The organism is Nocardia sp. NPDC050175, from assembly GCF_044459885.1.
Classification (GTDB): Bacteria; Actinomycetota; Actinomycetes; order Mycobacteriales; family Mycobacteriaceae; genus Nocardia.
Window position 1 is genome coordinate 580,713 of sequence record NZ_JBITJI010000002.1, and the last position, 26,128, is coordinate 606,840.

The following is a 26,128-nucleotide window of genomic DNA, read 5'->3' on the forward strand; positions in this document are numbered from 1 at the left end:
CTTGGTGGGGTGGGGGCTGGGCGCTCGTGGCGGGGTGTGTTCCCGGTTCGATTGCGGATCCGCACTCTTTCTCGGCATTCGCCCCAGTGCAGGTCCTGAGAGAGTGCGCAGATTCTGGTTTCGGCTTGGTGGGGTGGGGGCTGGGCGCTCGTGGCGGGGTGTGTTCCCGGTTCGATTGCGGATCCGCACTCTTTCTCGGCATTCGCCCCAGTGCAGGTCCCGAGAGAGTGCGCAGATTCTGGGTTCGGCTTGGTGGGGTGGGGTGCTGGGCACTCGTGGCGGGGTGCGTTCCCGGTTTCGAGCACCGATCTGCACCCTTTTCTCGGCATCGACCCGGCAGTAGGGCCCTAATTCTCGGAATCCGCCCGGCAGTAAGGCCCTAATCCGGGTGTGCGATCCCGATAGAGGTGCCGATTCCGTTGCCCGCGTGGGGGATTGGAAGGTGCTCACCCGTTGTTTGACCTGCACACCCGGTATAGCGGGTGTGCAGGTTAAACAACGGGGGAGCGGTTCAGGCTATTCGCCGTCTACGCGCTCGCGGGCGCGTTCTACCCGTCGTTCGGCTCGGTCGAGTTGCTTTTGGGCTGAACGTAATTGGTCCTGGGCTGTGCGTTCGGCTGTGCGGCTGGACTGGCGTTCTTGTTCGGTCTGTGCGAGTGCTTCTTTCAGCTCGGCGATTCGAGAGTCGATGTCGTTCAGCTGATCTTCGGCGCCTTCGGCGTCCTCGTGTGCTGAATCTCTTGCCGCACGGGCGGATTCGAGCGCTTCCAAAGCCTCGTCCAGCTCCTGGCGAGGGTTGTCGTCCGCCGGGGCGGGAGTGGCGGGTGCCTCGTCTTCGACCGCGACCAGGCCGGGACCGGCGGGGCCGAACCCGTCGTAGGTCGCCGCAGTGGCCAGTGTCCCGGAATGCACCTGCTCGGCGACGGCCGGATCGGCCAGCGCTGCGTTCAACGTCTGCCCGACCTCGCGCAGCACACCCTCGCTCACCGGATGCTCGTGCTCGGCGGCCAGCGTGCCCGCCTTCTTGGCCAGCGCGTTGACCGCCTGCTGCCGCTGCCCGGTGAGGGTGCGCAGCTCGGCGCCGGACAGTTTCCGCTGCGCCGAGCGCAGCGCCGCACCCAGTTGTAGCAGCGCTTCGACGTCGTCGGGCGCCTCGCGGGCCAGCAGATTCACCGTCCACGCGGTGACCGTCGGTTTGCGGAGTTTGCCGATGGCGGTCGCGAGTTTCTTGTCGCCGTCGTCCTTGGCCGCGTTGACCTGGGCCGTGCGGGCAGCGACGAACTCGCTCGGAGCGAGTCCGTACAAGTCGCGGGCAACGTCGTCCAGCGTCATACTGGCCAAGCGTAACGACTCGGTCTGTCGAAGCGAAAGAACCCACGTGTTGGACGAATGTCCACGTTATGGGTAATACGCGAAAGGCATTGCTAGTGAACTCGTTTGGATTTCAATTGCTCGGCCGTCTGCTTCCGAGCATCCTCGGATACGCCCTCCTCGGCATGTGGAGCACCTGGTAGTCCGCGCTGCCCACGCAGTTCGATATCACCCGTAGCGCCGATGCGGCCGTACTCGGCGTCCGGGTATCCTCACCGCGTTCGCGAGCGGCGTGAATGTGTTCGGTGAGAGAGGTTTTCAGGTGAAGTTTCCAGGAGCGAGGCTGCTGGCACGCGTGGTGCTTGCCCTCATAGCGGTGGCGGCGGTGATCGTGACGATCGTCGGTTGTTCGTCGGCCAAGGATGACAGCACGTCCGGCTCGGCCAAGGTCGGTGACTGCATCGTCAAGGGTGGCGCGGCCGACGCCAAGACGGAGAAGGTCGACTGCTCGTCGGCGCAGGCCGTCTACAAGGTCGCGCAGACCTCCGACAAGAAGGTCGACTGCGCGACGGATTACACCGGTTACCAGGCCAGCGGCGCGTTCCTGTGCCTGGCGCCCAATTTCAAGCAGGGCAGCTGCTACAACGAGACCAGCAGCACTGCGGCCAAGAACGTGGACTGCACCTCTGCCGAGGCCACCTTCAAGGTGGTGCAGCGGATCGACGGCCAGGCCGACGAGCTGCTGTGCGGGGCCGACGCGGACAGCTTCCGCCTCATCTCCGAGGCCCCGAAGGCCACCTTCTGCCTCGCCAAGCCCAAGGCCTGATCACTCCAAAAGGGCGACCGACGCGATCCGGTGCAGCGTGAAGTGCCGGATCGCGCCCGTCACCGGGTCGAGCGCGTCGAGCTGGCCGTTGCCGACCTTGAGCGGTTCCACCACGCGCTGCGTCGCGACACCGGACGCGTCGACATAGCCGATATTCACCGAGCGCCGCACCCGCGCCGCCAGTTGCAGCAGGGCCAGGGTCGCCGCGGTATTGGTGCGGGTGCCGTCCATTCGCACCGACTGCCCGGAGCGCGCGCTGGTGGCGCGTTCGGCGGCGCGTAGTTCGGTGACGAGCAGCTCCAGCTGTTCGGTGCTCGGCGGCGTCGGCCGCCACGGCGGCCTGGCATTGGGCCGGGCGGAGATCCGGGCGCCGCGCTGGCGCAGATCGACGATGATGCCCGCCGAATCCTCGCCGGCCGGTGCGAAACCGGCCGCGCGGAGTTGTTCCAGCACCTCGCCGAGTGGTGCCTGGGCGATCGCCACCGTCGGCGCGATGGCCCGCAGCGCCAGCGTCCCCGCCACCGGCGCGGCCAGCACCTGGGCCAGCAGCGCCGGGTCGTCGCTGCGCAGGAACGACTGCGCCATCCCGGCGCGCAACTGCCCGTGCCTGCGGGCGACGTCGTCGATCAGGTAGGTCAGGGCCTGTGGAATCGGGGTCCGCGAGTGCTTCGTGAACAGCGCGTGCAGTTCGGCGGCGGTGAGCCCGGCATCGAGCGCACGCCGCACCGACGTCTCGCCGATTCGGTAAACCGTTGCCGCACCGGCGGATTCGACATCGGCGACGAGCTCGATCCGCTGCTGCAGATCCGCGGTGAGCGGGCCGGGGGCGATCACCGTCAGGTCCGCTTGGACCAGCACGTGATCGACCGGCGCCGGCAACGCCGACTCCATCGCCGCCTCGGCATCGGCCGCGCTGGTCGGCGCGCCGTGCAGCAGCGCGCGGGCCGGTGAGCCGAGCGCGCCGCGGCCGACGAAGCCGAGCGCCTCGGCCTCTGCGAGAGTCTGTTCCACCGCCTCTAGCCGAAAGTGCCTGCGCCAGCGCGGTTGTCGCCAGGCGAGAACCCGGCCGATATCGGCGGGGGTAAGTGCGTTGCCGGACGGATATTCGGCGAGCAGGCCGAGGATGGCGTGCCGGTCGCGGGGCGCGTGCGGGGTGCGCAGCTCCAGCGAGAGGGCCGCCAGGGGTTTGTCATTGGCGTCGCGCAGGCCGATCATCCATGGCATCCGGTCCAATTCGAGCCACCCGAGGGCCAGCACCGTCCAGCGCCGGGCCAGCGGCGCCTCCAGCCAGGCGTCGACCGCGGGGGTCGGCGCCCAGAAGTCGTCGGTCGAATCGACCTCCGGCGGCGGGTCCGGCAAACCCTTTTCGATCAGTCGCGCGGCCGCCAGCAGTTCGACCAGCAAACCCGCTCGCGGCTCGTCGATGCCTGCCTGTTTGGCGATGCGGCGCAACTCCCGCACACCGAGCCCGCCTGCGCGCAAGGCGGGTGCGGGCGCCTGACCGAGGATGTCCAGGATCGCGGCGCAGTGCCGCAGCAGTTCGCCCACTTCGCCCGCGGCGACGGCGTTCACGTCGGCGGAGGTCTGCTTCTTCGGCTTCGGGGTGGGTGGGGTCAGCGCGTGCGGATGCGTGACCGGCTCGTTGCGCAGCACCTGACCCACGGTGACGGGCAGTTCCACCGTCTCATCGTCGATCCGGTTCAACAGCCTGCGGGTAAGTAGCTGCTGGACCGGGCGATCGGCCGGGGTGCCCGGCGCGGCGTCCCTGGTGCGGCCGCGCGGACCGGTGGTGGCCAGCTTGTCCAGCAGGGCCCGCGCGGCCGAGGTGAGTTCGGGCAGCGCATCGCGGACCTCGGGTTCGGTGAGCGAGTCCGGGATCTCGGTGGTGCTGCCGATCGGCCACGGCAACGCCTCGACCGCGGCTGTGATCAGATGCAGCCCATCGTCGCTGGTCCACACCAGTGCGCGGGCGGTCAATCGTTTGATCGCCGCCTCGATCGCGGCGGTCGGCACGCGTTCGTTCAGCTGCACGTGCAACTGGTCACGGGTCAGCGGAGCGCCGTTGCTTTCGGTACGCGTCACCCCGTGCACCGCAAGGGTTTCCAGGATCGCGAAATCGAGAGTGTCCAGGTCATCGGTGGCGCGCAGCACGGAAGCGCGCTGCTCGGCCCGCGCGGCCAGCACGGCCATCGACGAGGGCAGCGGCACAGCCAGATCAGGCCGGAGTTCGAGCAGTGTCACCAGTTGGGCATCACTACGTGCACCGAGCCATCCGGCGAGGGAGGTCGCGGTCATCCGATCCAGCCTACGGTCTTGCTCGGGCGCTCGCCGGTGCGGCGCAGGGCGCACAGCGTATTCCCAGGTCACGATCGATTTCGCGCGCACATCGGTAGCTCGTCGAGCACCGGCTGACGCACACCCTCGGAGCCGTCGATTTGCCAACGCGAGGAGTTTGCCGACTAGGTCCGGCCTGACGGGTCAGCGGGACCGCCAGCCGCTAGCATGTGCTTGTGGTGAACAAATCGAAGAAACCTTATGTCGACAACGGCTGGCCGAAGGTCGCCGAAGGTGATCACGCGGTCACCGAACTCTCGTCGGCCCGTTCCGGTGGCCTCTCGCCGTACGGTGAGGACACCGAGTTTCCGGTCCCGGCAGATCAGCTGCCTTACATGCACCCGAACACGGTGATCAACCGCTGATTTCCGGACGGAAAAGTCCGCAGATACGAATAAGGCCCCGCATCCGAGGATGCGGGGCCTTATTCGTGGTTGATCAGGAAGGCAGCAGACCCTTGTTCGCCTCGTAGAAGTTCACGATGGCGGGATCGAGCTTGGTGTTGCTCGCCTTGGCGGCGTTGAAGAAGTCGAAGGCTTCCTTGGGCACCTGGACGCCCTGGTTCTGCACGACCTCGAGTGCGCGGTCGACGGCCGTGAAGACCTGCTGGGTGCTGTCCGGCGCGGCCTGGGCGGCCTGCGGCGCGGGTGCGGGGTTCCAGCGCGGAGATTCGTTGGTGGCGGCGGGAGCGGAGCGCGGGGTGGGCGCGCTGCTCAGACCCAGCTTGGAGGAGCAGCTCGGCCAGGCACCCCAGCCTTGCGAGGCGAGCACCTTCTCGGCCACTGCGATCTGCTGCTCGCGGGAGGCCTGGTTGGCGCTGGCCGCGTACTCGCCGCCGCCGTGGGCCTTCCAGGTGCTCGGGGAGAACTGCAGTCCACCTTGGAAACTGTTGCCGGTATCGATGCCCCAGTTACCGCCGGCCTCACACTGTGCGAGGCGATCCCAGTCGGAGTCGGGTGCCGCGCTGGCGGTGCCAGCGAGGGCCACACCTGCGGTCCCCATGATCGCACCGGTCACGGCGACCTTGGCTACCGTGCGTCCGGTGGAGCTTGGCTTGCGATGGCGTCCACTCATATCGGGTTCGTCTTCCTCTCGACGCACCTACGAGGTCATCGGTATGGGCTGGACTGAGAGGTCGTCATGCCCGCCCTCGCCCCTACGTTTCCGTCGGGTTTCCGGGTCCCGCGGGGCGAGGTTCGGTGCGGCGGGCCGGTGTGTGCCGGTTGTCCCGGCTCGCTAAGAACCGTACGACGATCGCCGGGAAAAATCACCATTTGATAACCGGCGTGTACGAGCGGGTCTCGGTGCGGTCTCGGGCTGGAGGTCGGCCCTTCTGCGCAGCTAGGAGCGGTGCGCTCAGACCAGTGCCCGGTCGTCACCGGCCCGTGACCTCTCCGTTATGTGATGAGGATCACAACCAGGATTTGGTAACGACAGACTCGGGTAACCCGTTCGCAGCGCACCGGTGACCTCCGGGCCAGATCGGCGGTAATCGCCAGGTCGGATCCCCAGGTGACGACCGGGTAGCTCAGCGCGAACGCCTACCTGAACGCAGTGCGTACAACACCGCGACCAGGAATCCCAGCGGCGCGAGCATCGCGGCGAAGTAGAGCCACAGCCCCGGCGATCCGTCCGACAGCACCGGGATCAGGAAGATCGCGATGATCGCCAGCAATCCCAGCGCGAACAGGCCGAGCGCGAGCTGTAGCAACCAGTCACCCGGCCTGCGCTGCCCGCCTCCGGTCGACGAGGGGTCGGCGTCGTGCGGCGGTGGTGGAGCGGAAGGGTTCGTCACCGGACGACCGTAAAACTGATGTGCTTGCGTTATAGGCACCGGGGTAGACTCGTAGGCAAGCGCGTCCCGCATCACTGCTGGGCGCGTTCTTTTCGCAAACAGACGTGAACCTGTGCGCGGCGTTGTGCCGCACTGGGTTCCGTGAACAGATGTGCTCGGGCCGGTGGGGTTCGAGTTTTTCGATGATGAACAGGTGAGCGCAGTGCCGACCGGCAGGGTGAAGTGGTACGACGTCGAAAAGGGCTTCGGCTTCCTTTCCCAGGACGAGGGTGAGGACGTCTATGTCCGTTCGTCCGCGTTGCCCGAGGGTGTCGAGGGACTCAAGCCGGGCCAGCGCGTCGAATTCGGCATGGCCGCGGGCCGTCGTGGACCGCAGGCGCTGAGCCTGAAGCTGCTCGAGGCCCCGCCGTCGGTTCGACAGGGGCAGGAGCGTCAGGAACGCGAGCGCGTCCGCAAGGAGCCCGTCGCCCGCAAGCACACGCCGGACGAGCTGCACGGGATGGTCGAGGACATGATCACCCTGCTCGAGGCGACGGTGCAGCCGGACCTGCGCAAGGGTCGTTACCCGGATCGCAAGACGGCGCAACGCATTTCAGAGGTCGTCCGCGCGGTCGCGCGCGAACTCGACCACTGAATTATTGGCCGCGTGGCCGCGGCGTGTTCGCGGCCCCTGGGTGTCTCGCGTCCGAGCGTCCGAGACTCGCGCCTGCGGCGCATGCGCTTCGGCCACTCGGACGCGAGACGGGCCGCGAACGGCGCTCGCAAAACTCGCGCTGTGCTTGCTTGACTTGTCGAGTGACGTCGCCAGTCGGGCGTATGCCCTAAGCCGCGGTGCTGATCGACCAGGCCGCGTGGGGGAGGTAGAACTCCTTGCCGGTGTCCTTGTCCCGCGCCAGGATCGGCAGCTGCAGCTCGACCCCGACCAGACGCAGGTCCGGTTCCGGATGCGAGTCGATGCTCACCGCCAGCGCGCCGGCCGCGAAGTCGGCGTGGCTGATCACGCGGTCGATCCGGTCACCGTTGGGCAGCGCGTAGACCAGCTGCGCCAGCCACGGCGCGTCCGCGATCTGCTTCGGCAGCGACAGCTGCAGCGGGTAGTCCTTGGGCACGTCCAGCGCGACGGTCTGCCCGTAGCGGCAGTCCTCCATCCGCACCGAGCAGTACACGTACGGCGTGACGTTCACCGTCTTGCCGTGGGCGTAGGCGGTGATCACCGGATCGTGTTCATCCGCATTACGGACCAGCACCACCAGGACCCCGACGAACGCGACGGTGACCACTAGTAGCGCGGCAAGGATCAGCGCGCCGATCGCGCGAGGGCTGAGCTTGGTCACACCGCCACCCCGCGGACAGTCGGCTCCGCCGTGAGCACAGCTGCCGTGTCGATGGTTCGCTCGCTCACTGGCTGGGGTCTCCTATTCCTCGTTGGATACGGGTCGTCTCGCCGCCGCTCGTCCCCGGTCGACGGTATGCGTTCGAAGTCTGTGGCATCGGCCGGGTCGACGGAACTTCCTGTTCCGCGTGTTGCGGACGATTTCCGCCGAGGCCGGGCAGCAGCGAATGGCCGCGGTAACTGACGAACGTCTGCACCAGACCGATCACGAGTATCGCGGTGACCACCGCGAACCCCTTCCAGTAGTCGGTCGGCAGCAGCACGCCCGCCGCGCCGCCGACGACCCAGCTGAGCTGCAGCACGGTCTCTGAACGGCCGAAGCCGGACGCGATCGACTCGGGCGGCAGATCGTCCTGGATCGAGGCGTCCAGCGACACCTTCGCCAGCGCGCTGGTGCCCGCCGCGACCAGGGTGGCCAGCGCGGCGCCGAGTAGGTTGTTGGCGAAGGTCGCGAACAGCGCGACCAACGCGCAGGCCGCCGTACAGCCGAGCACGATCAGCGTCGGCTTGCCGAGCTTGAGCCTGGCGCCGGTCGCATTGCCGGTGAAGTTGCCGATCGCCGCCGCCGCGCCGACCACGCCGAGCATCGCGGCCTGCTGGGCCGGGCGGTGCTCGGTGGCCTTGGCCACGAACGCGACATAGAAGGTGAGGAACCCGGTCAGCACCCGGATGGCGCTGTTGCCCCACAGCGAGGTCACCACCGAGCGGCCCAGCGGCTGCCTGCGTTTGCGCGGCGGCGTCGCGGCTTCCTTGTCCGGCGAGAGCGCCTCGGTGGGCGCGTGGTAGCTCAGCGTCGCGGGCACCTCGCCCTCGGTGACCTCGACCCAGGACGGGATCCGCAGGCTGAGATACGTTCCGGCGCAGGCGATCACCGTCGCGAAGATCAGTGCGCCGCTGGAGCCCGCGATCGCGGCGGACAGCGCGGCGATCCCGCCCGCACCGATGGTGCCGCCGACCAAACCGAAGACCGTGAGCCGAGAGTTGGTGCGCACCAGGTCGATATCGGGTGGCAGCACCCGTGGCGTCACCGCGCTCTTGAGCACCGAGAACGATTTACTGCCGATCAGCATGCACAGCGCGAGCGGATACAGTGCCCAGCTGTCGAATTCGAGGATCAGCACCACCGCGACCACCGCGCGCAACGCGAACGAGGTGGCCAGCGCGACCCGGCGCCCGTGCTGCAGCCGGTCCAGCATCGGGCCGATCAGCGGGGCGATCACCGCGAACGGGGCGATCGTGATCAGCAGGTACAGCGCGACTTTCGTCTTGCTCTCCGCGGTGGCGCTGGCGAAGAACAGGGTGTTGGCCAGCGAGACGGCGACCGCGGCGTCGAGGGCGAAGTTCGCCATCGTCGCGTAGGTCAGCGCGGTGAGGCCGGATTTGTCGGCGCCGTCGGCCTTCGCCGCGCGCTGGAAGGTGGCGATGCCCTTTTCGGTCAGCTGGCGGCCGCGCATGGCGGCGACGCGGGTTACCGTGAGTTTGCGCGGAACACGTTGGGTGCCAGGCGGAATGGGGGCTTCGCCGGCGGCGTCCGGCTGCTCGGGCAGCGGCGTGGTGGGCGGCGGGAGCGCGGCCTTCGGCTCCGGGCGCGGCGGTTCGGGATGGTGCGGCGGTTCCGGAAGACGTGGTGGTTCCGGACGATGCGGGAAGACGCGGCGCGGGGTGGTGGCGTCCGCGGGATCGGACACGTGGTCGTCTTCGCGCCGAGCTCCCCAGCGCGGTGCGCCGTGGCGGCGGGTCTTGGCGTCCGCCGGATCGGGTGTGGCGTGGCGGCGGGTCTCCGCCTCGGACGGGTCGGGTGACTCGCCGCGCCGGGCTTGCGGGTCCAGCCGGTCGGGGTCGAGCGGTGGCAGCGGCCGACGGCCGGACGGCGTGTTGGGCGGTGGATATCGATCGAAACCCGGGTGCCGTTCGATCGGTGGGTACTCCGCGCCGTCCCACCGATCACGGTCGGGACCGGAAGGTTCGCGGGGAGTAGTCACGTCTTCAATTCTGTCGTACTTCGGTGCTGGGCGTTCACTCGCTCTCGAAGGTGTCGGCGGAAGGTGACGTTCATCGCGTCGTAGACGGCGGTGCATGTCACCGGACTTCCCCGCACAGCGAATCGCATGCGAATCGCTGTGCGGGAAGTCACGGCGATCCGGCGGGCACGAAGCGGACCTCGAAGGTGGTCGGCCAGTTCTTACCGGCCAGCAGGAACCGGTCGGTGCCGGGAATCTGGGCGATCCCGTTGAGCGTGTCCTCGCCCGTCGGGATGATCGTGCGCGGCAGCAGGCCGCTCGCGTTGATCTGCGCGAGCACCTCGCCGGTGTCGGGGTCGATGCGCAGGATGTGGTCGCTCGGCCAGTCGTTGGCGTAGACCGAACCATCCTCGGCGCAATCGAGTTCGTTGAGCCGCGCGTTCTGGTGGCTGGTGAGCCGGATCGAGCCGGTCGGCGCGAAGGTGACCGGATCGCGGAAGGTGAGCGTGTCGGAGCCGTTGCTCATCACCAGTTGTCCGCGGCGGGTGCACAGGCCCCAGCCCTCGCCGTCGTAGGACACGCGGCCGACTTCGGCGAGCGTGTGCGGGTCCCTGGCGAAGGCCGTGTGGTCCTGCCAGGTCAGTTGCCACAGGATGTCCCCGGCGAGGGTCAGTCCCTCGCCGAAGTACGGCGCGGGCAGATCGACCCGGGCCAGTTCCGCACCGGTGTCACGGTTCGTCGCCCGCACACTCGACGCGCCCGACAGGCCGGTGCCTTCGTAAAGCACGTTGCCATCGATTTCCAGACCCTGAGTGAATGCGTGCGGATCATGCGACCGGGTGGCCACGACCTCGACATTCATCGCGGGCGACGCATCTTGCGCGGCCCCACACCCGCTGAAGATGACCAGACCGACCAGCACACCGATGGCCAACGTCCGCCGATTGCGTTTCATACGGCAAAATGTAGGCCGTGAGCGCAGTTTCTGTTTCTGAGTCCGGTGTCAGGCCGATTCTGGCCGATGCCGTCGATCTGGCCCGCCGTGCGCTCCTGGAGTTGGAACCAGCCGGAGTCGGGGCGCATCTCGGCGTGGCTACCGAGGACGACAGCGCGGCAACCCACCGCTTCGAGGCCACGCTGCCCGGTTATCGCGGCTGGCAGTGGGCGGTCGTGGTGGCGGCCCCACCGGAGGCCGACTATGCGACGGTGAGCGAATCGGCGCTGCTGCCGGGGCCGGACGCCCTGGTCGCGCCCGACTTCGTGCCGTGGGACCAGCGGGTCAGGCCCGGCGATCTGGCACCGGGCGATCTGCTCGCCCCGCCGCTGAACGATCCGCGCCTGGTGCCCGGCTACGTCGCCAACGGCGACCCGGCCGTCGACGAGGTCGCCCTGGAGATCGGCCTCGGCCGCACCCAGGTGCTCAGCCTCGAGGGGCGTGAGGAGGCCGCCGAGCGCTGGTACGGCGAGTTCGGCCCCGACGCCGACATGGCCAAGGCGGCCCCGTCCACCTGCGGCCTGTGCGGCTTCTACCTGCCACTCGCCGGTGCCCTGCAGGCCGCCTTCGGCGTCTGCGGCAACGCCATGGGCGCCGACGGACACGTCGTGCACGCCGCCTACGGCTGCGGCGCCCACTCCGACACCGTGGCCCCCACCGGCGGCGGTTCGCCGCTGTACGAGGCGTTCGACGACGCGGCCGTGGAAATGATCCCGACCGAAGCGCTGGTCGCACCGGTCGAGGAAACTCCTGCGGCCGATACCGAATCCGTGGAAGCGTCTGTCGCTGAGGTCGAATCGGTTGTCGATGCGACACCGGCAGAGGTCGTGCCGAGTGCCGAGACTGGATCGGTCGATGCGCCGGCGGTTGCGGATGCCGAGGCCGCGCCGAATGTGCCTGTCGCCGACGCCGAATCGGTCGATGCGCTGGTAGAGCCGGATGTCGAGGCTGTGCCGGATGCCGAAGCTACTGTCGCCGAGGTCGAGTCGACGGACGTGAGTGTCGCGCCGACTGCGGAAGCGACCGGTGTTGTCGAATCAGCTGCGGCTGCCGTCGATGCGCCGAGTGCGGACGTCGAGTCGGACAGTGCATCCGTGAACGCGGATGTGCAAGCCGGTGACGAAGGTGGCGCTGCCACTGCGAGCGCCGAGTCTGCCGCGGACGGCGAGGTAACCGCGGATGGCGGGTCCAGCGTCGAGGTTGTGGCGGAGCCGAGTGTGGAAGAGGCCGTGCTCGCCGATAGTGGTGACTCGGTTGTGGCTCCGAGTGCGGATACGCATGGTGGCGACGAAAGTGGTTCGGCCACTGCGAGTGCTGACTCACCTTCGGCCGATGCGAGCCAGGCGGACACCGACGTCGCAGACAGCCCTGCCGACACCGGTGTGGATGCGGCGCAGGCGACTTCGGGCGACGAGCCGGTTGTCGACGGCGATGGCCGGGCGGTCGAGTCATCGCCGCAGAGCTGACCGAGACGGCCGATCCGTTCGGCACCTCGGGGTTGCGGGTGGGAGTTCTTGCCGCGTGGCGTGATTCGCCGACTCGGTTGCGGGAAGACGCTGCGACCGAGGCGGACCTGGTGCGTGCCGGTTACCGTGACCGGCTGCTGACCGAGCTGGCCCAGAACGCGGCGGACGCCGCCGCCAAGGCCGGTGTCGCGGGTCGGCTGGTGGTGCGGCTCGATGGCGGCGTCCTGCATATCGCCAATACCGGTGCGCCGCTGGATCTCTCCGGCGTGTACGCGCTCACCGCGCTGCGAGCGTCCGGGAAGTCGGAGGTCACGGCCGTCGGCCGGTTCGGCGTCGGTTTCACCGCGGTGCTGTCGGTGAGTGACGAGATCGAACTGCGTTCGGCCACCGGCTCGCTCGTGTTTTCTCGCGATCTGACCTGGGATGCCCTGCGGCAGCACGATATCCGTATCCCCGACAGCTCGGCCGACGACACTGCGGACGGGTTCGCGCCGCCGGTGCTGCGGATGGCCTGGCCGTCCGAGACCGCGCCGGTGGACGGCTTCGACACCGAAGTCGTGCTGCGCCTGCGCCCGGACATCGACGCCGCCGCACTGCTCGCGGGTATGCACGCGGAAGCCATCGACCTGCTGCTGGAACTGCCCGCGCTGCGGCACATCACGATCGAGACCGCGGAATTCACCAGCACCACCACCGATCTCGGCAACGACCTGCAGGAGATCCGCGTCGACGGTCCCGGCGACGCACACCGGGCCTGGTGGCAGTACCGCGCACCGCACGCCCGCTGGCTCCTCCCGCTTCGCAACGGCAGGCCCACCGCCGCGGCCCCGGATGTGCTGCGCGCGCCGACCCGCTCCGACGAGGAACTGTCCCTGCCAGCCCTGCTGATCGCCGACATCGCCATGCAGCCGGACCGCCGCCGCCTGCTCCCCGGCGCCCGCCTCACCGAATTAGCTCTCGGCTACGCGGATTTCGCCCGCGCCCTGCCACCACGCGACCGCCTGGTTCTGGTCCCCACCCCCGCCTTCGCCCGCAGCGAGGCCGACGGCCTGCTCCGCGAGGCCCTCGTCCGAGAGCTCCAGACCCAGCCCTGGCTGCCGATCGTCGTCGCGCATCCCGTGACCGCCGGTGCGGGCGACCAAGCGGCTGAGGACCCGACTGGGGGCCTGTACGACCCCGCGCCGCGACTCGATCAGCCCGCAGCGACCTCGCCCAGCGAGCAGCTGTCCGCGGCTGCCGAATCTCCGGTCGACCAAGGTCTGTTCGACGCCGTGGGCGACCCGTATTCGCCGCAGAGCGGTGCCGCACCGGCGTGGCCCGCCCACGTGGCTGCCGAAATACTCGGCGGCGCAGACCTGTTCGACGTACCGACCGCCGATTCGACCGACGTCGCCATACCGACGCGGGCGAGTGTGCTCACCGGGCTGACCGAGGAATTGGCGCGTCTGCTCGACGATGTGGTCGGCCCGTTGGTGATTCCGGAGTTGTCCGGCCGCGAGCATGCCGAGGCACTCGGTGTGCTGGATGTGCACCGACTCGGTTTGGCGCGGCTGGCGGAGTTGTCGAGCGGTCTGGAGCGGGCACCGCACTGGTGGTATTCGCTGTACGAGGCGCTGGAGCTGTTCGTGGTGGATCCGCTGGCCGCCGAAGAGCTTGGGGCGCTTGCGGTTCCGCTGGCCGACGGGCGGTTGGTCACCGGGCCCCGGACGACCGTGCTCGATGATCAGCTCGAGGTCGCGATCCCGGTGCATTGGGCCAGGCTGGTGCATCCGGAGGCCGCGCATCCGCTGCTGGCCAGGCTCGGCGCCCGTTCCGCGACTGCCGAAGATCTGTTGAGTGAACCCGATCTACGCGCCGAGCTGGAAGATCACCCGGACGACGCGGACACCATCGACGCGGTCCTGCGGCTGGCCGTGCTCGCCGAGCCGACCGCGCTGCCGTCCTGGCTCAGTCTGATCGAATTGCCCGACGTCGACGGCGAATTGCGCCCGGCCGACGAGCTGCTGCTGCCCGACGCGCCGCTGCGCGAGTTGCTGATCGAGGATTCACCGTTCACCGCGATCGACCCTGCCGTGGTGGAAGGCTATGGCGCGCAAGCGCTGCGGGCCATCGGCGTCGGCTGGGACTTCACCGTGGTCACCGAGGCCGATCCGACCGGACCGGACCATAATCTGGACGACGAAGACCGCTGGTGGTCGACGCTGTCGGACGATCCGCCGGAATTCGCCGCGATCCGCGATCTCGACCTGGTGGACGACGCAGCCTGGCCGGAGGCGTTGTGGCAGTTGGCTTCCGCGCCGCGCACTCGTCGTCTGCTCACCGACCGCAATGGTTACACCGCCTGGTGGTTGCGCACCAACGCACGCATCGACGGCACGCCGCTCGGTCTGCTCCGGCACCCGTCGGACACCGAATTCGCCGAGCTGCTGCCGACCTTCACGGTCCCCGGTCTCGCCGACGACGCGAACGCCATGCGCGCGATATTGGCCGACTCGGCCGTGCTCACCCCCGAGCTGGCCGCGGCCTTGCTCAACGCGCTCGCCGATCCGTCGAAAACGCCTACTCCCGAGGTGGTTTCGCGTACGCACGCGAGATTGGCCGGCGCCGTCGCCGCGGATCAGCTGGATCTCGGTGATCTCGACCTGCCCGATCGAGTGCGCGCACTGTCCGGTGCGGTTGTCGATCCGGCGCAGGCTTTCATCCTCGATCAGCCGTGGTTCGGCTTCGCTATCCCGCCAGATCGCTTGGTAGCGGGCGATATCGACACCGCGCCCGCCTTGGCGACCCTGCTCGACCTGCCGCTGGTCTCCGAGTCCGTCACCGCGGAGGTCGTGACCACCGGCCGTCGCACCACCTGGTCCGCCGAGCCACTGGGAGTGGTACTGCGACAACTCTTCTCGTTGCCGCCGCAGGCGGGCGACCTGGTGCTGCACGACGATCTGCAGGTGCGCCTGCACGGCGCGTTCGAAGCCACCGCGTCGGTGCCCTGGTGGCGCGAGGGCGACACCGTGCATTTCAGAGTGCAGCAGTAGTTTTCCGGGAACCGGCGAATTCGACTGTGCCGCAGCTGTTAAGCCGCGTACTCGGCGATCATCTGGCTGAGCAGATCGAGCTGCGAACGCACGCTCTCGCTGTCGTTGTCCACCAGCCAGCGCAGCACGACTCCGTCGATCACATTGAGGGTGAATCGGCTCAACGACTGCAGCGGGACCGACCACTGGTTCGCGGTCGCGTCGCGCGCGTGTTCCAGGATGTCGGCGACGGTGGAGTCATTGAAGTTGTACTGCTCGCGGGCGATCGCGAGTTTCGCCGGAGTTTGCTCACCCTCGCGCAGTGCGTAAGTGGTGGTTTCGTAAGTGAGCAGCTGACGTTCCGGAGTGGCCTCTATGTTCAGCCACATCAGTTCCAGTCCGGCCCGGATCAATTTTTGAAGTGCTTCTTTTCCACTTCCGACGTCTTGCCATACTGTTTCATTGGCGTCGACAGAATCACGTAATTCCATCGACAACGCCTTGACCAGCTCGGTCATCAGCGCGTCCTTGTTTTCGAAACAGTAATGCACCACTCCAAGCGAGACTCCTGCCGCTTGGGCGACATCGCGCGTGGTCACGCCCGCAACGCCCTTTTTTTCGGCAAGACCGATAGCGGCCTCGATAAGGTGGGCCCGTCTTTCTTCGACGCTCAATCGGGAGGACACCCCAGGGAGTTAAGCGCCCGGGGAGCGTGCAGTCAATTCGCCGGTAGAAAAATCTCGACTGGACGAGTGACCAGTTGTATGGTTCGCTGCCATCAGGATCGAAGGAGACGCGTATGCCGCTGTCGCGCAGAACCGTTCTTGCCCGAACCGTTGTCGGTTCGGCGACGCTGGCCGCCGCGGCGGCGGTGCCCGCCATGTCCGGCCCGCTCGGCGCACCGGCCGCGGCCGCCCCCGGTTCCGGTGGCTATGAGTTAGGTGTCGGGATTTCCGACATCACCGGCCCCGCCGCGGAATGCGGAATGATGGGTTATTCCCAGCTCGAGCAGCAGACGGCCGGTATTCACCTGCGTCCGAGGGCTCGGGCGTTCATCATCGGCAGCGCCGGACAGCGCGTCGTTTTCGTGGTCGCCGAGAACGGCATGATCTTCCAGTCCGTGCACCGCGGCGTACTCGCGGAGCTGGCCCGCCGGTTCGGCGATCGGTACACCGAGCAGAACCTGGTGCTCACCTCGACGCACTCGCACGCGACCTGCGGCGGCTCCAGTAACGATTACGCATACAACCTGTCCATCTTGGGTTTTCAGCAGCAGGTGTACGACGCGGAGGTCAACGGCATCGTGGAGGCCATCGCGGCCGCCGACGCCGACCTCGGCCCCGGCTCGCTCGCACTCGGCCACGGCGAGCTGCACGACGCGAGCGTCAACCGGTCCCGGGTGGCCTGGGAGCTCAATCCCGTTGCCGACAAAGAACACTTTCCCGAGGCCATCGACCCGGCGGTGACGGTGCTGTCTCTTGTCAAGGGTGGTCGGCAGGTCGGCGCCATCACCTGGTTCTCCACCCACTGCACCTCGATGACCAATGAGAACCGGCTGATCAGCGCGGACAACAAGGGTTACGCGTCGTTCTCCTACGAGCACCTCGAGCACGGCGTCCGCTACCTCGACGGCGCACCGGATTTCGTGGCCGCCTTCGCGCAGACCAACGCGGGCGACATGTCCCCGAACCTGAACCTGCGCCCCGGCTCCGGCCCCACCGAGAACGAGTTCGACAACACCCGCATCATCGGTGAACGCCAGTACCAGGCGTCGAAAGACGCGCTGGCCCAGGCGCGGTCGATGGGCGGACCGATCGACTCGATGCTCTGTTACATCGACCTGGCCGACATCGCCGTCGACGGCCGGTTCACCCCCGACGGGCAGCCGAGGCACACCGCGACCGCGGCCGCGGGCGTCTCGCTCGCCGCGGGCAGCGTCGAGGACGGACCGGGCTTCCCCGGCGCGCCCATCCCGGAAGGCGTGCGCAATCCCTTCCTGGACGCGCTCGGTGGCGCCAACACGCCATCGCCCGCCTGGCTCGCGGATGCCCAGGCGCCCAAGGCCATTGCCGCGCCGCTCGGCCTGATGCCACCGGTGGCCTGGATTCCGAATGTGTTGCCGATTCAGGTCGTTCGGCTCGGCGAGCTCTACTTGGCCGCCGCCGGTGGCGAATTCACCATCACCTCGGGTCTGCGGGTGCGCCGCGCGGTCGCGGACGCGCTCGGCGTGCCGCTGGAGCAGGTGCTGATGCAGGGTTACGCGAACGCGTACCACGAATACGTCACCACCCCTGAGGAATACGACTCGCAGCAGTACGAGGGTGCCTCGACCATGTTCGGCCGCTACACACTCTGCGCCTACCAGCAGGAATTCACCCGGCTGGCAACGGCATTCGCCGCCCGCCAGCTCGTCCCGCGCGGCCCTGCCCCGCGCGACGTGTCCAACCTGCAGCCGAACTTCCAACCGGGCGCTGGCCCGGACACCACCCCGCCCGGCCGCAACTTCGGCGACGTATTGACCCAGCCCGCCCCGGCCTACGCGCTCGGCACCCAGGTCGCCGCCGAATTCGTTTCCGCCCACCCGAAACACAACACCCGCCGCAACAGCACCTTCCTGGAAGTGCAGCGGCTGCACGCGTCAGGGGAGTGGGTACGGGAGGCCAACGAGGGCGAATGGGCGGTGAAGTTCTTCTGGAGCAAGCGCGGCGCCGCCGAGTCCGTGGCGCGGTTCACCTGGGACATCCCCGCCGACGCGACGCCGGGGCGGTATCGGTTCCAGCACTACGCCGACAGCCTGAGCCCCGACGGCGCGCTGCATCCGTTCACCGGTACTACCAACGACTTCGAGGTCGGCTGAGGCCGGTGCGAGGTCTACAGACCCGTCTGCGCACCCTTGTCGCCGCGGCGTGCCCCGCGCCGCTGGATCAGGAAGATCCCGAGGGCGAGCACGCCGACCACCAGGCCCATCAGGCAGACCGGCAGCACCGATGCCCATCGGTCACCGCTGGCCCACACCACCAGGGTGGCCACCAACCACAGCGCGCTGCCGACCGCAAGCACCGGGCGAGGATCTGTCAGCCGCGGCGGGATCTGTGGCACTTTCTCAGTCACGGCACCAGCGTAGCTGCGAGAACGCGCGTCCGACGCGCACCCGTCCCGTATCGTTCACCTCTGTGACAACGCCATCCGATGTTCGAGCCCTCGCCGGTGAGCTCTCACTGGCAGTGGTTCGACTGACGCGTCATCTGCGCGGCCGCCGCGCCGACTCCCAGATTTCGCTGACTCAGCTCTCTGCCCTCGCGACCCTGGCGCGCGACGGCGCGATGACACCAGGGGCGCTGGCCGCCAGAGAACGCGTGCAGCCGCCGTCGATGACGCGCGTGATCGCCTCGCTCACCGACCTGGGCATGGTCGAGCGCAAGCCGCACCCCACCGACGGCCGCCAGATCATCGTGTCGCTGTCCGAGGCGGGCACCGCGCTCATCGCCGACGAGACGCACGCCCGCGAGGCCTGGATGACCGACCAGCTCTCCAACCTCACCGAAGAACAAATCGTGGTGCTCACCCGCGCCGTCGGCATCATGAAGCAGATAGTCGCCGAATCCGAATAAGGATGAGTCAGCGCGCCCCGAACGGCTGATCACTGTCCACGATGTCGCGCCCGAGCGGGAACAGCGACAGCGGGATCAGCTTCACATTGGCCCAGCCGAACGGGATTCCGATGATCGAGACGAACAGCGGAATGCTGGTCAGCAGGTGGCCGAGCGCGAGCCACCAGCCGGCCACGATCACCCAAATGATGTTGCCGACCAGCGATCCCGCGCCCGCACCCGGCTTCTCCACCGTGGTCCGGCCGAACGGCCACAGCGCGTAGGCCGCGATCCGGAAGGATGCGATGCCCCACGGGATGGTGATGATCAGGATGCAGCAGATGATCCCGGCCAGGATGTAGCCGAGCGCCATCCATATCCCGACGAACACCAGCCACAGGACGTTGAGGATCAAACGAATCGGCGCCATGTGAACAGGATGCCAGTCGAAGCGAGCACCGGGCATCAGGGTTTCCCCCGAGCCGTCGCGTGATCAGTGCGACGTGACCGCCTGCACCTGTCTCACCGGTGGCTCCGAATACGTGCGGGCGTCGAACCTTTGACCGGTGAGGTCCGTCACCAACGGACCGCGACAGGGCGTTCCGTCCAGCTCGTAGAACATCGCACTCGCCGATCCGAGGAACTCGTCGCCGCGCACGGTCACCTCGAACCGCACAACGCCCCGGCATATCGATTCCGGATGCGAGCGGTCGACGGTGAACTCGACGAACGCTCCCGACACCGTCGTGCCATCCGTATGCCAGGTACCCATGCCATTGCTGTCGCTGGTATGCCGGTTACCGTGATCCGGATTCGACTGGAGCATGGTGCCGTCCGCGTGGAACAACATGACATGGTGCGCGAACGGGGCACCGTCGGCCCGCACCTCCCACACTCCGACGATGCTCATCGCGCCCCGCACAGGTCGGCCAATATCGCTATGCCACGGTCGATCTCGGAATGGGACACGTTCGCGAAACTCAGTCGCATGCTGTTGCGCGGTGCGTCCGCCGCGGCGTAGAACATGCTGCCCGGCAGGAAGGCGACGCCGGCGTCCAGCGCCCGGCCGAGCAACAGTTCGGCGTCGAAATCCGCAGGGCCCTCGACCCATACGAACATTCCGCCCTCGGGCTCGGTCCAGGAGAATCCGGACGGCAGGTGCTCGCGCAGCGCCGCGGTGAGCGCGGCCAGCTTCGCGCCGTAACTCTCGATTGCGAGCGCCACATGTGCGGCACCCGCCGCGCTGCGCAGGAAGGCTGCGGCAATCGCCTGGTTGAAGGTCGAGGTCTGCATATCGATGCCCTGCTTCATCGCGAGCACGTGCTCGAGCAGGTGCTCCGGCAGCACCGCGATACCGGTCCGCAGTGCGGGCGCAACGGTTTTCGACAGTGACGTGATGTAGACGGTGTTGTGCGGTGCGTAGGACCAGAAAGCCGGCAGCGGGTCGCCCCGATACCTGAGGTCGACATAGACGTCGTCCTCCACCACCGTCACACTGTGTCGCAGCACAACTTCGGCGATCTGCTGACGGCGCACGGCCGACATCGTTCGCCCGGTCGGGTTCTGGAAGGTCGGCAGCAGATAGACCATTGCCACCTCCTGCCGTGTCAGCGCGACATCCAGTGCCGCGGGCAGGATTCCGTCGATATCCGACTCGACACCGGTGACGACCGCGCCGTGACTGCGGAACACCTTCACCGCAGGCCCGTAGGTCGGTGTCTCCACCAGCACCACCGCGCCTGGATCGAGCAGCGCCATGCATGCGCTGTGCAGGGCACCGGAGCCGCCCGTGGCGATGTGTGTCAGATCAGCAGGGCTGGTGATCCCCCGTTCCCGCAGCAGCACCTGCGCCTGGTCGAGCAGCGGCGGAAACCCCCGGGTCATCCCGTACTGCAGGGCCGAAGTCCCGTGCTCGGCAATGACTTCGGTGGCCAGCGCGGCCATCAACTGGCCGGGCAGCAGGGCCGGATCCGGCGCGCCGACGGCGAACGAGATCACCTCCGGACGCAGGGCCAGCGTCGTGAAGATATCGTCGATCGGCCCGCTGCGCACCGCGGCGGCACCGCGACTGATCACGGCTGTCATAGACCCGCGCCCGCCGGCGCGAGATCACGGCGCAGCCGGGCGACCGCGTCCGCGACCGCACCGTCGTGCTCCGGGGTCAGCACCACATCGTCGTTGAACATCGGATCGGTGCGCATCTCCACCGCGATGAGATCCTCAGTCTCACTGAGGTTTACCGCGGCGTGCAGCACCCCCTCGGGGATGTACACGAACTCCCCGGGGCCGTGCAGATGGGGCGTCAGATCCGGACCGACCAACGTCGCCGCGCGGCCGCGCAGACAGATGACGATGATCTCGCTGTGCGCGTGATAGTGCGCCTTGGACACCTTCCCCGGCGGCATATTCACCATTCCGGCCGAAATCCCCTGGCTCCCAGCAGTTTCCCGAGTGATATACGGGACGAGATGCTGCCCCTGCCTGCCGATCTCCTGCGCGACGTCGGTTGCGGCGACTACGCGTACTGCTCTCGGAGTGTTCATCATCAGCTACCCCAAACTGTTCGGTCGGATGTAGCTGAACTTAAAGGATTAGTACCGATAGAAACTAATCCGGAACCCGAGTTCACCCGGCATTTTCCGGCGCGTATCCGCCCGTCGATCTACCCGCCACCGTAGGCGTCGGGCGGTGGCGCAGTCGGCCTCAGCAACCGCGCCGACCGGCCTAGAAGAACCAGCCGAGGACCGCGTCGCGTTCGGTGGCGAAGGCCTCGTCGAGGGCGCGTGCCTTGGCGGAATCCTTGGCCTGCAGGCGGTTTGCCGCCGTGAAGACGCGCGCGGGGTAGGCGCCGAGGTACATGCTGGCGAGAACGTCGATGCCGAGCTCGACCTCGGCCGGACGGGTGGTCGGTGCGCATTCGGCGATGCCGTCGCGGATGGTGAGGGCGAAGGTGCCACCCGCATTGCGGAACGGATCCGCCACCGCGAGTACGACATCCAGGTCGCGCTGGTAGGTGCGGGCGGTCAGCGCGGCGGGAATGTCCATGAGCCGCAACCACAGTGCGTCATAGCGCGCGTTGGTCCGGACCAGCCGGACGTCAGTGAGCAGGTAGGGCAGCGGGTCGTTGTCGCTGAGCACCGCATCGACTCGCTGCACGAGCTCGAGCCCGACCAGCGCCCGCCACAGCGCGGCATGCGCGTCGGAGGTGACCGCCCGGATCTCGACCACCTCGGCGACATTGACGTTCTCGGCACGGCGGTGGCGGTACAGCGCGTAGCCGTCCGGGTGCACGAGTGTGAAGAGGTCGGTGCCGCCGCCGCGAACCGCCACCGGGTCGGCGAACAGCATCGCCCAGTTGGCCTCCGGGCGCACCTGGGCACCGGGCACGATCCGGCGCCAGCGGTCATAGATCGCCCGCACCTGATCGGTCACCTCGGCGAGCGTGGCCAGTTCGACGCCACCCGGATCCGGTGCCGACGGCCGGAATTCGGCGAACCGCCGATCGATGCTCACCGCGTTCTCCCGCACCGTCGGCCCGTAACCGAAGCGCCCGTAGATGGTGCCCTGACTCACCGTGAAGATGGTCAACGCCACCCCGTCCGCCTCGGTGCGCCGATGCTGCTCGGTGTACATCGCCCGCAGGATGCCGCGCCGCCGATGCGTCGGCGCGACACAGACGGCCGCGATCCCGCACGCCTCGACCGCGCGCTCACCCGGCACCGTCAGCGTCATCCGGGTCGCCTTCGTCGCCCCGACCACCCGTCCGCCGTCGACCGCGACCACGGCGTTCTCGATGGTGAAGACCCTGGCCTCGGGTGCCAGCGTCGCCGAGGGCGACCGCATGCCGAAGGCGGTATCGGCGAGCAGCGTGATGGCCGCGTCGTCGGCCGCGGTAGCCGACCGAATGGTGATTCCGTTTGGCAGCGTCATGGCACGACCTTCGCACGCCGCCCTACCGTGCCGCATTCGAATTACCGCCGGACTCGGCCGAACCGATGGCGGCGCCGCGCGCCCTGCCCAGGCAGGATGTAGCCGTGGCCGAAGTGATCGATATCGACGACCCCGCCGACCCGCGGGTCGATGACTTCCGCGACCTCAACTCCGCCGACCGCCGACCCGATCTGCCAGGACGCAAGGGCCTGGTGATCGCCGAGGGCGTGGTGGTCGTGCAGCGGATGCTTGACTCGCGATTCGCGCCGACCGCGCTGCTCGGCGTCGAGAAGCGGCGACAGGAACTCGCCGACGACCTGGCCGGCGTCGAGGTGCCGTACTACCGCGCTTCCGCCGAGGTGATGGCGGAGGTGGTCGGCTTCCATCTGAACCGCGGCGTGCTCGCGGTGGCACCGCGCCCGGCGGCGCTCACCTTGGACGACGTGCTCGAACAGGCGCGCACGGTGGCCGTGCTGGAGGGCGTCAACGATCACGAGAACCTCGGTTCGATGTTCCGCAACGCGGCCGGCCTGGGCGCCGAGGCGATCCTGTTCGGCGACCGGTGCGCCGACCCGCTGTACCGGCGTGCGGTGCGGGTATCGATGGGCCACGTGCTCCGGGTGCCGTTCGCTTCCGTCCCCGATTGGCCGCACGGTCTGGATATACTGCGGCGCAAGGGTTTCCAGATCATCGCTTTAACCCCGAACCCGGCTGCGGTGAATCTGGCCACGGCGATGACGGGTGAGCGGGTGGCTTTGTTGCTCGGCGCCGAAGGTCCGGGGTTGAGCGAGGACGCGATGCGAGCCACCGATGTGCGGGCGCGAATTCCGATGTCACCCGGCACCGATTCGCTCAATGTGGCGACCGCGGCCGCGATGGCGTTCTACGAGCGGGTGCGCACGTGAGTTACCCGCCGTACCAGGGCCCGACCCCGTGGGGCACGGGCATTACCGTCGCGATCATGGTGGGGCTGCTCGCCACGGTCGCGGTGTTCTCCTTCGGCCGGGCGCTCGCCGAGGTGCATCCGCTGCTCGCGGTGGCGGTGAACCTGATCGCCGCCGGTGGTGCGGCGCCGACCGTGTGGCGGTGGCGGTGGACGCCGGTGACCAGGTGGGTGGTCGGCGGCGGCACGGCGGGTGTGCTGCTCGGCTGGGTGGCGCTGCTGATCAACGGGTTTGCGGGTTAAGAGACCCGGTCGTGGCCGCGCAGCCAGCCGAACAGGCCGCGTCGTGGGCGCACGCTGTCCGGCTCCTCCTGCTGCGGCGGCATGCGGGTGGCCGGGTCGGGCGCTTGGCCTTTCGGATACAGCGTGAACCCGCACACCGCGACGTCGCCGGGCACCAGCGCGCCCTCGGCGGCGGGGGAGCGATAGTGGAAGCCGAGCCATTCGTTGTTGGCGGCGTCGGCGAAATCGGGTGGATCGAACGGCAGCGTCTGCGGGTCGGGCAGCTCGCCCGCGCGCCAGTGGACCGGATGGTCACCCGCCCAGTACGGCCGCTCCCACACCAGCGGCAGGCCCTCGTCCTCCAGGATGTTCACCCGGCTCGAACTGAACGCCCTGCGGAATTCGCCGCGCTCCCAATGCGCGAACGCGCCCCAGCCGTGCGTGGTGTCGAACGACACCAGATAGGTGTGCTCGGAGGCCAGCGGACGGACCAGCAGTTCCGGGATCTCGGTCGGGTGGATCCGCGCGGCCTGCGCCGAGCACACGACCGTCACGCCCGGGTAGCAACCGATGTACACCTCGTCGAGGTCCGGGCCCGCACACCCCGCGAGGGTGCCGACCATGATCGGCAGCACATCCCGGTCGCTGTACAGCTGCTTCGCCAGCGCCAGTGCGGCATCGGGATCTGGATCATGGTTGGCGCGCAGGACCGTCAACGGATCGGGTGCGTCGACGTACCAGAGCGACGAAGCTTTCGATAGCATTTCCGGCACCTCCCGATGGTTGCACGAATCAGCTCCGCGAACTTCGAGCAACGCACGGTGATGTCGAGCGATTCACCGACTCAGTGCTTCGCTCGCCACCTTGCGCGTCGTCGACCACACCCTAAAAATCTACTCTGTTCCGCCTCTCCGCGTATTCAAGCCAGACTTAGGCGCGTTGCGAGTTGCGTTGGCGGCCAGCGGTGATGCGGGTGCGGCGTTAGCCGGTCCCCGACGAGTTACCCATGTGCTCACGAAATCAGTTGCCACGCTGAGAAGTGCATGTTCTCCGGCGGGCAGCGCTGATGTGACACCGTGCTGTGGTCGAAGCCTTTGTACCGTGCAGTTCCACGACGGAAGCAGCGGACAATCGTCTTAATGCCCCGAGCTGCGGACGCCGAGCAGCACGTCCTCCCAGGACGGCATAGGCGCCTTGCCACGCTTGGTGCGGGCAGACTTAGCAGGCGCTTTTCCGTTCGCAGCGGGCTTAGCGGGTTCCTCGACGGCAGGCTTCGTCGACGCGGCAGGTGCGGCGGGGGCGGTCTCCGCAGGAGTGCTCGGCGTCGTCGGCGCAGGCGCGCTCGGCGCGGGCACCGGGTTTGCCGCAGCGGGCGCCGCAGTGGTTGCGGCGGTGGGGGTTGCGGTCGCGCCCGCCGTGATGGCAGGCGTGTTCGCGCCACCGGCCGCGACGGCACGCTGTTCGTAGTACTCGTCCAGGGTGGGCTGGCTCTGCTGGCGTGCCGCGGGGCGCGCGGGCGGCGCGGCGGGTGCGGGACGCGGTTCGACGGTGGGTTCCGGCTGCGGCGCGGGGGCGGCGACCTCCGGCTCGGCGGGCAGGATCGTCGCGAGGCCGCGTAGCGCGCGGCCGAAGTCGGGATCGATCAGGTCGGAGGCGGGGTCGTCGAGCGGGGAGACCGATCCGCCGTGCGCGTCGGGCTGGTAGCGCCAGTGCGCGGCGATCTCGGAACGCCCGTTCTGCCACTGCAATTGGGCGACCCAGAAGCCCTTTTCGTCCTTCCAGGCGTCCCATTCGGCGCCCTCGATGTTGTGCCCGCGCTCGGTGAAGGCGGCGGTGACGACATCGATGAGGATTTCCACGGCGGGGCCGTCGGGGCGGACAGGATGCGCCTTCTGTGCGAGTTCGGCTGCGCGGGCCCGTTCCAGCAGCACGGGGTAGGCGAACCGCTCGACGCGGCTGGCCGGCATGCCGGATTCTTCGGTGACCTGGTCGACGGAGGCGCCGGCACGGATACGAGCCTGAATATCGCGAGGACGCATAGTTGCTTCCATTTCGATCTCGATCTGGCCGAATCGGGCAAGGTCTCCGCGCGCTGCGGCTCGTAGCTTGTCGTCGGCGGGAAGCCGGTATTTCGCGCCGGACTCGGTGTCGATACACACGATGTGCGTGGAGTCGGGCGTCACCCCGATCACTCGAAGTTCACGCACCGTTACCTCCTTACCGCGTCGACCCGCGACACCGCCCACTTTCCGAAACAGTAGTGCACTTCTGGGATTCGTGGGGCGAGACACGCGGGGCGGAAATCTCCGAAGAGACTCCCGCACCCCGCTAATCTGCTCTGTTCGACTTACC

The 26,128-nt window shown here is 68.1% G+C and carries 24 protein-coding genes and 1 pseudogene; 9 read left to right on the forward strand and 16 right to left on the reverse strand.

Annotation, left to right across the window (positions count from 1 at the left end; translation table 11 throughout):
* Positions 1-516 precede the first annotated feature (516 nt).
* A complete protein-coding gene (locus ACIBK2_RS08290; protein ID WP_396964990.1) occupies positions 517-1,332 on the reverse strand; it encodes a hypothetical protein in 816 nt (271 codons plus the stop codon).
* A gap of 301 nt (positions 1,333-1,633) precedes the next feature.
* Here ACIBK2_RS08290 and ACIBK2_RS08295 point away from each other — a divergent pair, with 301 nt between their 5' ends.
* A complete protein-coding gene (locus ACIBK2_RS08295; protein WP_396964992.1) occupies positions 1,634-2,137 on the forward strand; it encodes a hypothetical protein in 504 nt (167 codons plus the stop codon).
* On the opposite strand, the gene ACIBK2_RS08300 is transcribed toward ACIBK2_RS08295, so the two are convergent.
* On the reverse strand, positions 2,138-4,432 hold the full coding sequence (locus ACIBK2_RS08300; RefSeq protein ID WP_396964994.1) for a helicase-associated domain-containing protein: 2,295 nt from the start codon (positions 4,430-4,432) through the stop codon (positions 2,138-2,140).
* A 215-nt stretch (positions 4,433-4,647) separates the two neighbouring features.
* Here ACIBK2_RS08300 and ACIBK2_RS08305 point away from each other — a divergent pair, with 215 nt between their 5' ends.
* Positions 4,648-4,836 carry a hypothetical protein gene (locus ACIBK2_RS08305; protein WP_396964996.1) on the forward strand — a complete coding sequence of 63 codons (189 nt, stop codon included), beginning with the start codon at positions 4,648-4,650 and terminating at the stop codon, positions 4,834-4,836.
* A 73-nt stretch (positions 4,837-4,909) separates the two neighbouring features.
* Here ACIBK2_RS08305 and ACIBK2_RS08310 read toward each other — a convergent pair whose 3' ends face one another.
* On the reverse strand, positions 4,910-5,545 hold the full coding sequence (locus ACIBK2_RS08310; RefSeq protein WP_396964998.1) for a resuscitation-promoting factor Rpf1 domain-containing protein: 636 nt from the start codon (positions 5,543-5,545) through the stop codon (positions 4,910-4,912).
* A 454-nt stretch (positions 5,546-5,999) separates the two neighbouring features.
* The gene (locus ACIBK2_RS08315; RefSeq protein WP_396965002.1) at positions 6,000-6,266 is read right to left on the reverse strand and encodes a hypothetical protein; all 267 of its coding nucleotides are present in this window, start codon (positions 6,264-6,266) and stop codon (positions 6,000-6,002) included.
* Positions 6,267-6,468: 202 nt separating this feature from the next.
* Between ACIBK2_RS08315 and ACIBK2_RS08320 the strand changes: the two genes are divergently transcribed.
* The gene (locus ACIBK2_RS08320) at positions 6,469-6,900 is read left to right on the forward strand and encodes a cold-shock protein (protein ID WP_379282337.1); all 432 of its coding nucleotides are present in this window, start codon (positions 6,469-6,471) and stop codon (positions 6,898-6,900) included.
* Positions 6,901-7,087: 187 nt separating this feature from the next.
* Here ACIBK2_RS08320 and ACIBK2_RS08325 read toward each other — a convergent pair whose 3' ends face one another.
* The 3 genes from ACIBK2_RS08325 to ACIBK2_RS08335 form a co-directional block, all read right to left on the reverse strand.
* Positions 7,088-7,600 (reverse strand): DUF2771 domain-containing protein, encoded by a 513-nt coding sequence (locus tag ACIBK2_RS08325; RefSeq protein WP_396965004.1) that lies wholly within the window; start codon positions 7,598-7,600, stop codon positions 7,088-7,090.
* Positions 7,601-7,664: 64 nt separating this feature from the next.
* A complete protein-coding gene (locus ACIBK2_RS08330; RefSeq protein ID WP_396965006.1) occupies positions 7,665-9,641 on the reverse strand; it encodes an MFS transporter in 1,977 nt (658 codons plus the stop codon).
* Positions 9,642-9,789: 148 nt separating this feature from the next.
* A complete protein-coding gene (locus ACIBK2_RS08335; protein ID WP_396965008.1) occupies positions 9,790-10,575 on the reverse strand; it encodes a glutaminyl-peptide cyclotransferase in 786 nt (261 codons plus the stop codon).
* 17 nt (positions 10,576-10,592) lie between these two features.
* On the opposite strand from ACIBK2_RS08335, the pseudogene ACIBK2_RS08340 reads away from it, so the two are divergent.
* A pseudogene (locus tag ACIBK2_RS08340) lies at positions 10,593-11,400 on the forward strand (DUF3027 domain-containing protein); the annotation flags it as partial.
* Between the two features lie 718 nt (positions 11,401-12,118).
* Complete coding sequence (locus ACIBK2_RS08345; protein WP_396965010.1) at positions 12,119-15,112, forward strand: sacsin N-terminal ATP-binding-like domain-containing protein; 2,994 nt, start codon at positions 12,119-12,121, stop codon at positions 15,110-15,112.
* 38 nt (positions 15,113-15,150) lie between these two features.
* Here ACIBK2_RS08345 and ACIBK2_RS08350 read toward each other — a convergent pair whose 3' ends face one another.
* Positions 15,151-15,765, reverse strand: coding sequence for a TetR/AcrR family transcriptional regulator (locus ACIBK2_RS08350; RefSeq protein ID WP_357385947.1), 615 nt, complete (start codon positions 15,763-15,765; stop codon positions 15,151-15,153).
* A 125-nt stretch (positions 15,766-15,890) separates the two neighbouring features.
* On the opposite strand from ACIBK2_RS08350, the gene ACIBK2_RS08355 reads away from it, so the two are divergent.
* A complete protein-coding gene (locus ACIBK2_RS08355; protein ID WP_396965012.1) occupies positions 15,891-17,948 on the forward strand; it encodes a neutral/alkaline ceramidase in 2,058 nt (685 codons plus the stop codon).
* Between the two features lie 14 nt (positions 17,949-17,962).
* Here ACIBK2_RS08355 and ACIBK2_RS08360 read toward each other — a convergent pair whose 3' ends face one another.
* A complete protein-coding gene (locus ACIBK2_RS08360; protein ID WP_357385951.1) occupies positions 17,963-18,202 on the reverse strand; it encodes a DUF2530 domain-containing protein in 240 nt (79 codons plus the stop codon).
* A gap of 62 nt (positions 18,203-18,264) precedes the next feature.
* On the opposite strand from ACIBK2_RS08360, the gene ACIBK2_RS08365 reads away from it, so the two are divergent.
* Positions 18,265-18,702, forward strand: coding sequence for a MarR family winged helix-turn-helix transcriptional regulator (locus tag ACIBK2_RS08365; protein ID WP_379282211.1), 438 nt, complete (start codon positions 18,265-18,267; stop codon positions 18,700-18,702).
* 7 nt (positions 18,703-18,709) lie between these two features.
* On the opposite strand, the gene ACIBK2_RS08370 is transcribed toward ACIBK2_RS08365, so the two are convergent.
* The 5 genes from ACIBK2_RS08370 to ACIBK2_RS08390 all read right to left on the reverse strand — a co-directional run bounded on the left by ACIBK2_RS08370 (position 18,710) and on the right by ACIBK2_RS08390 (position 22,611).
* Positions 18,710-19,111, reverse strand: a complete 402-nt coding sequence (locus ACIBK2_RS08370; protein ID WP_396965015.1) for a YccF domain-containing protein — start codon at positions 19,109-19,111, stop codon at positions 18,710-18,712.
* A gap of 63 nt (positions 19,112-19,174) precedes the next feature.
* Positions 19,175-19,591 carry a hypothetical protein gene (locus ACIBK2_RS08375; RefSeq protein WP_396965017.1) on the reverse strand — a complete coding sequence of 139 codons (417 nt, stop codon included), beginning with the start codon at positions 19,589-19,591 and terminating at the stop codon, positions 19,175-19,177.
* The gene (locus ACIBK2_RS08380) at positions 19,588-20,766 is read right to left on the reverse strand and encodes a PLP-dependent aminotransferase family protein (protein WP_396965019.1); all 1,179 of its coding nucleotides are present in this window, start codon (positions 20,764-20,766) and stop codon (positions 19,588-19,590) included. Before ACIBK2_RS08380 ends, ACIBK2_RS08375 begins: the two co-directional genes overlap by 4 nt.
* Entirely contained in the window at positions 20,763-21,224 is a 462-nt protein-coding gene (locus tag ACIBK2_RS08385; RefSeq protein WP_396965021.1) for a cupin domain-containing protein, read from the reverse strand. The genes ACIBK2_RS08380 and ACIBK2_RS08385 overlap by 4 nt, the downstream gene beginning before the upstream one ends.
* Before the next feature lie 181 nt (positions 21,225-21,405).
* Complete coding sequence (locus tag ACIBK2_RS08390) at positions 21,406-22,611, reverse strand: GNAT family N-acetyltransferase (protein ID WP_396965023.1); 1,206 nt, start codon at positions 22,609-22,611, stop codon at positions 21,406-21,408.
* 104 nt (positions 22,612-22,715) lie between these two features.
* Here ACIBK2_RS08390 and ACIBK2_RS08395 point away from each other — a divergent pair, with 104 nt between their 5' ends.
* The gene (locus tag ACIBK2_RS08395; RefSeq protein WP_396965025.1) at positions 22,716-23,516 is read left to right on the forward strand and encodes a TrmH family RNA methyltransferase; all 801 of its coding nucleotides are present in this window, start codon (positions 22,716-22,718) and stop codon (positions 23,514-23,516) included.
* Positions 23,513-23,797, forward strand: a complete 285-nt coding sequence (locus ACIBK2_RS08400; RefSeq protein ID WP_396965027.1) for a DUF2537 domain-containing protein — start codon at positions 23,513-23,515, stop codon at positions 23,795-23,797. Before ACIBK2_RS08395 ends, ACIBK2_RS08400 begins: the two co-directional genes overlap by 4 nt.
* Here ACIBK2_RS08400 and ACIBK2_RS08405 read toward each other — a convergent pair.
* Complete coding sequence (locus tag ACIBK2_RS08405; protein ID WP_396965029.1) at positions 23,794-24,540, reverse strand: DUF6928 family protein; 747 nt, start codon at positions 24,538-24,540, stop codon at positions 23,794-23,796. The genes ACIBK2_RS08400 and ACIBK2_RS08405 overlap by 4 nt on opposite strands.
* Positions 24,541-24,912: 372 nt before the next feature.
* Complete coding sequence (gene sepH, locus ACIBK2_RS08410; RefSeq protein ID WP_396965031.1) at positions 24,913-25,983, reverse strand: septation protein SepH; 1,071 nt, start codon at positions 25,981-25,983, stop codon at positions 24,913-24,915.
* Positions 25,984-26,128: the final 145 nt, after the last annotated feature.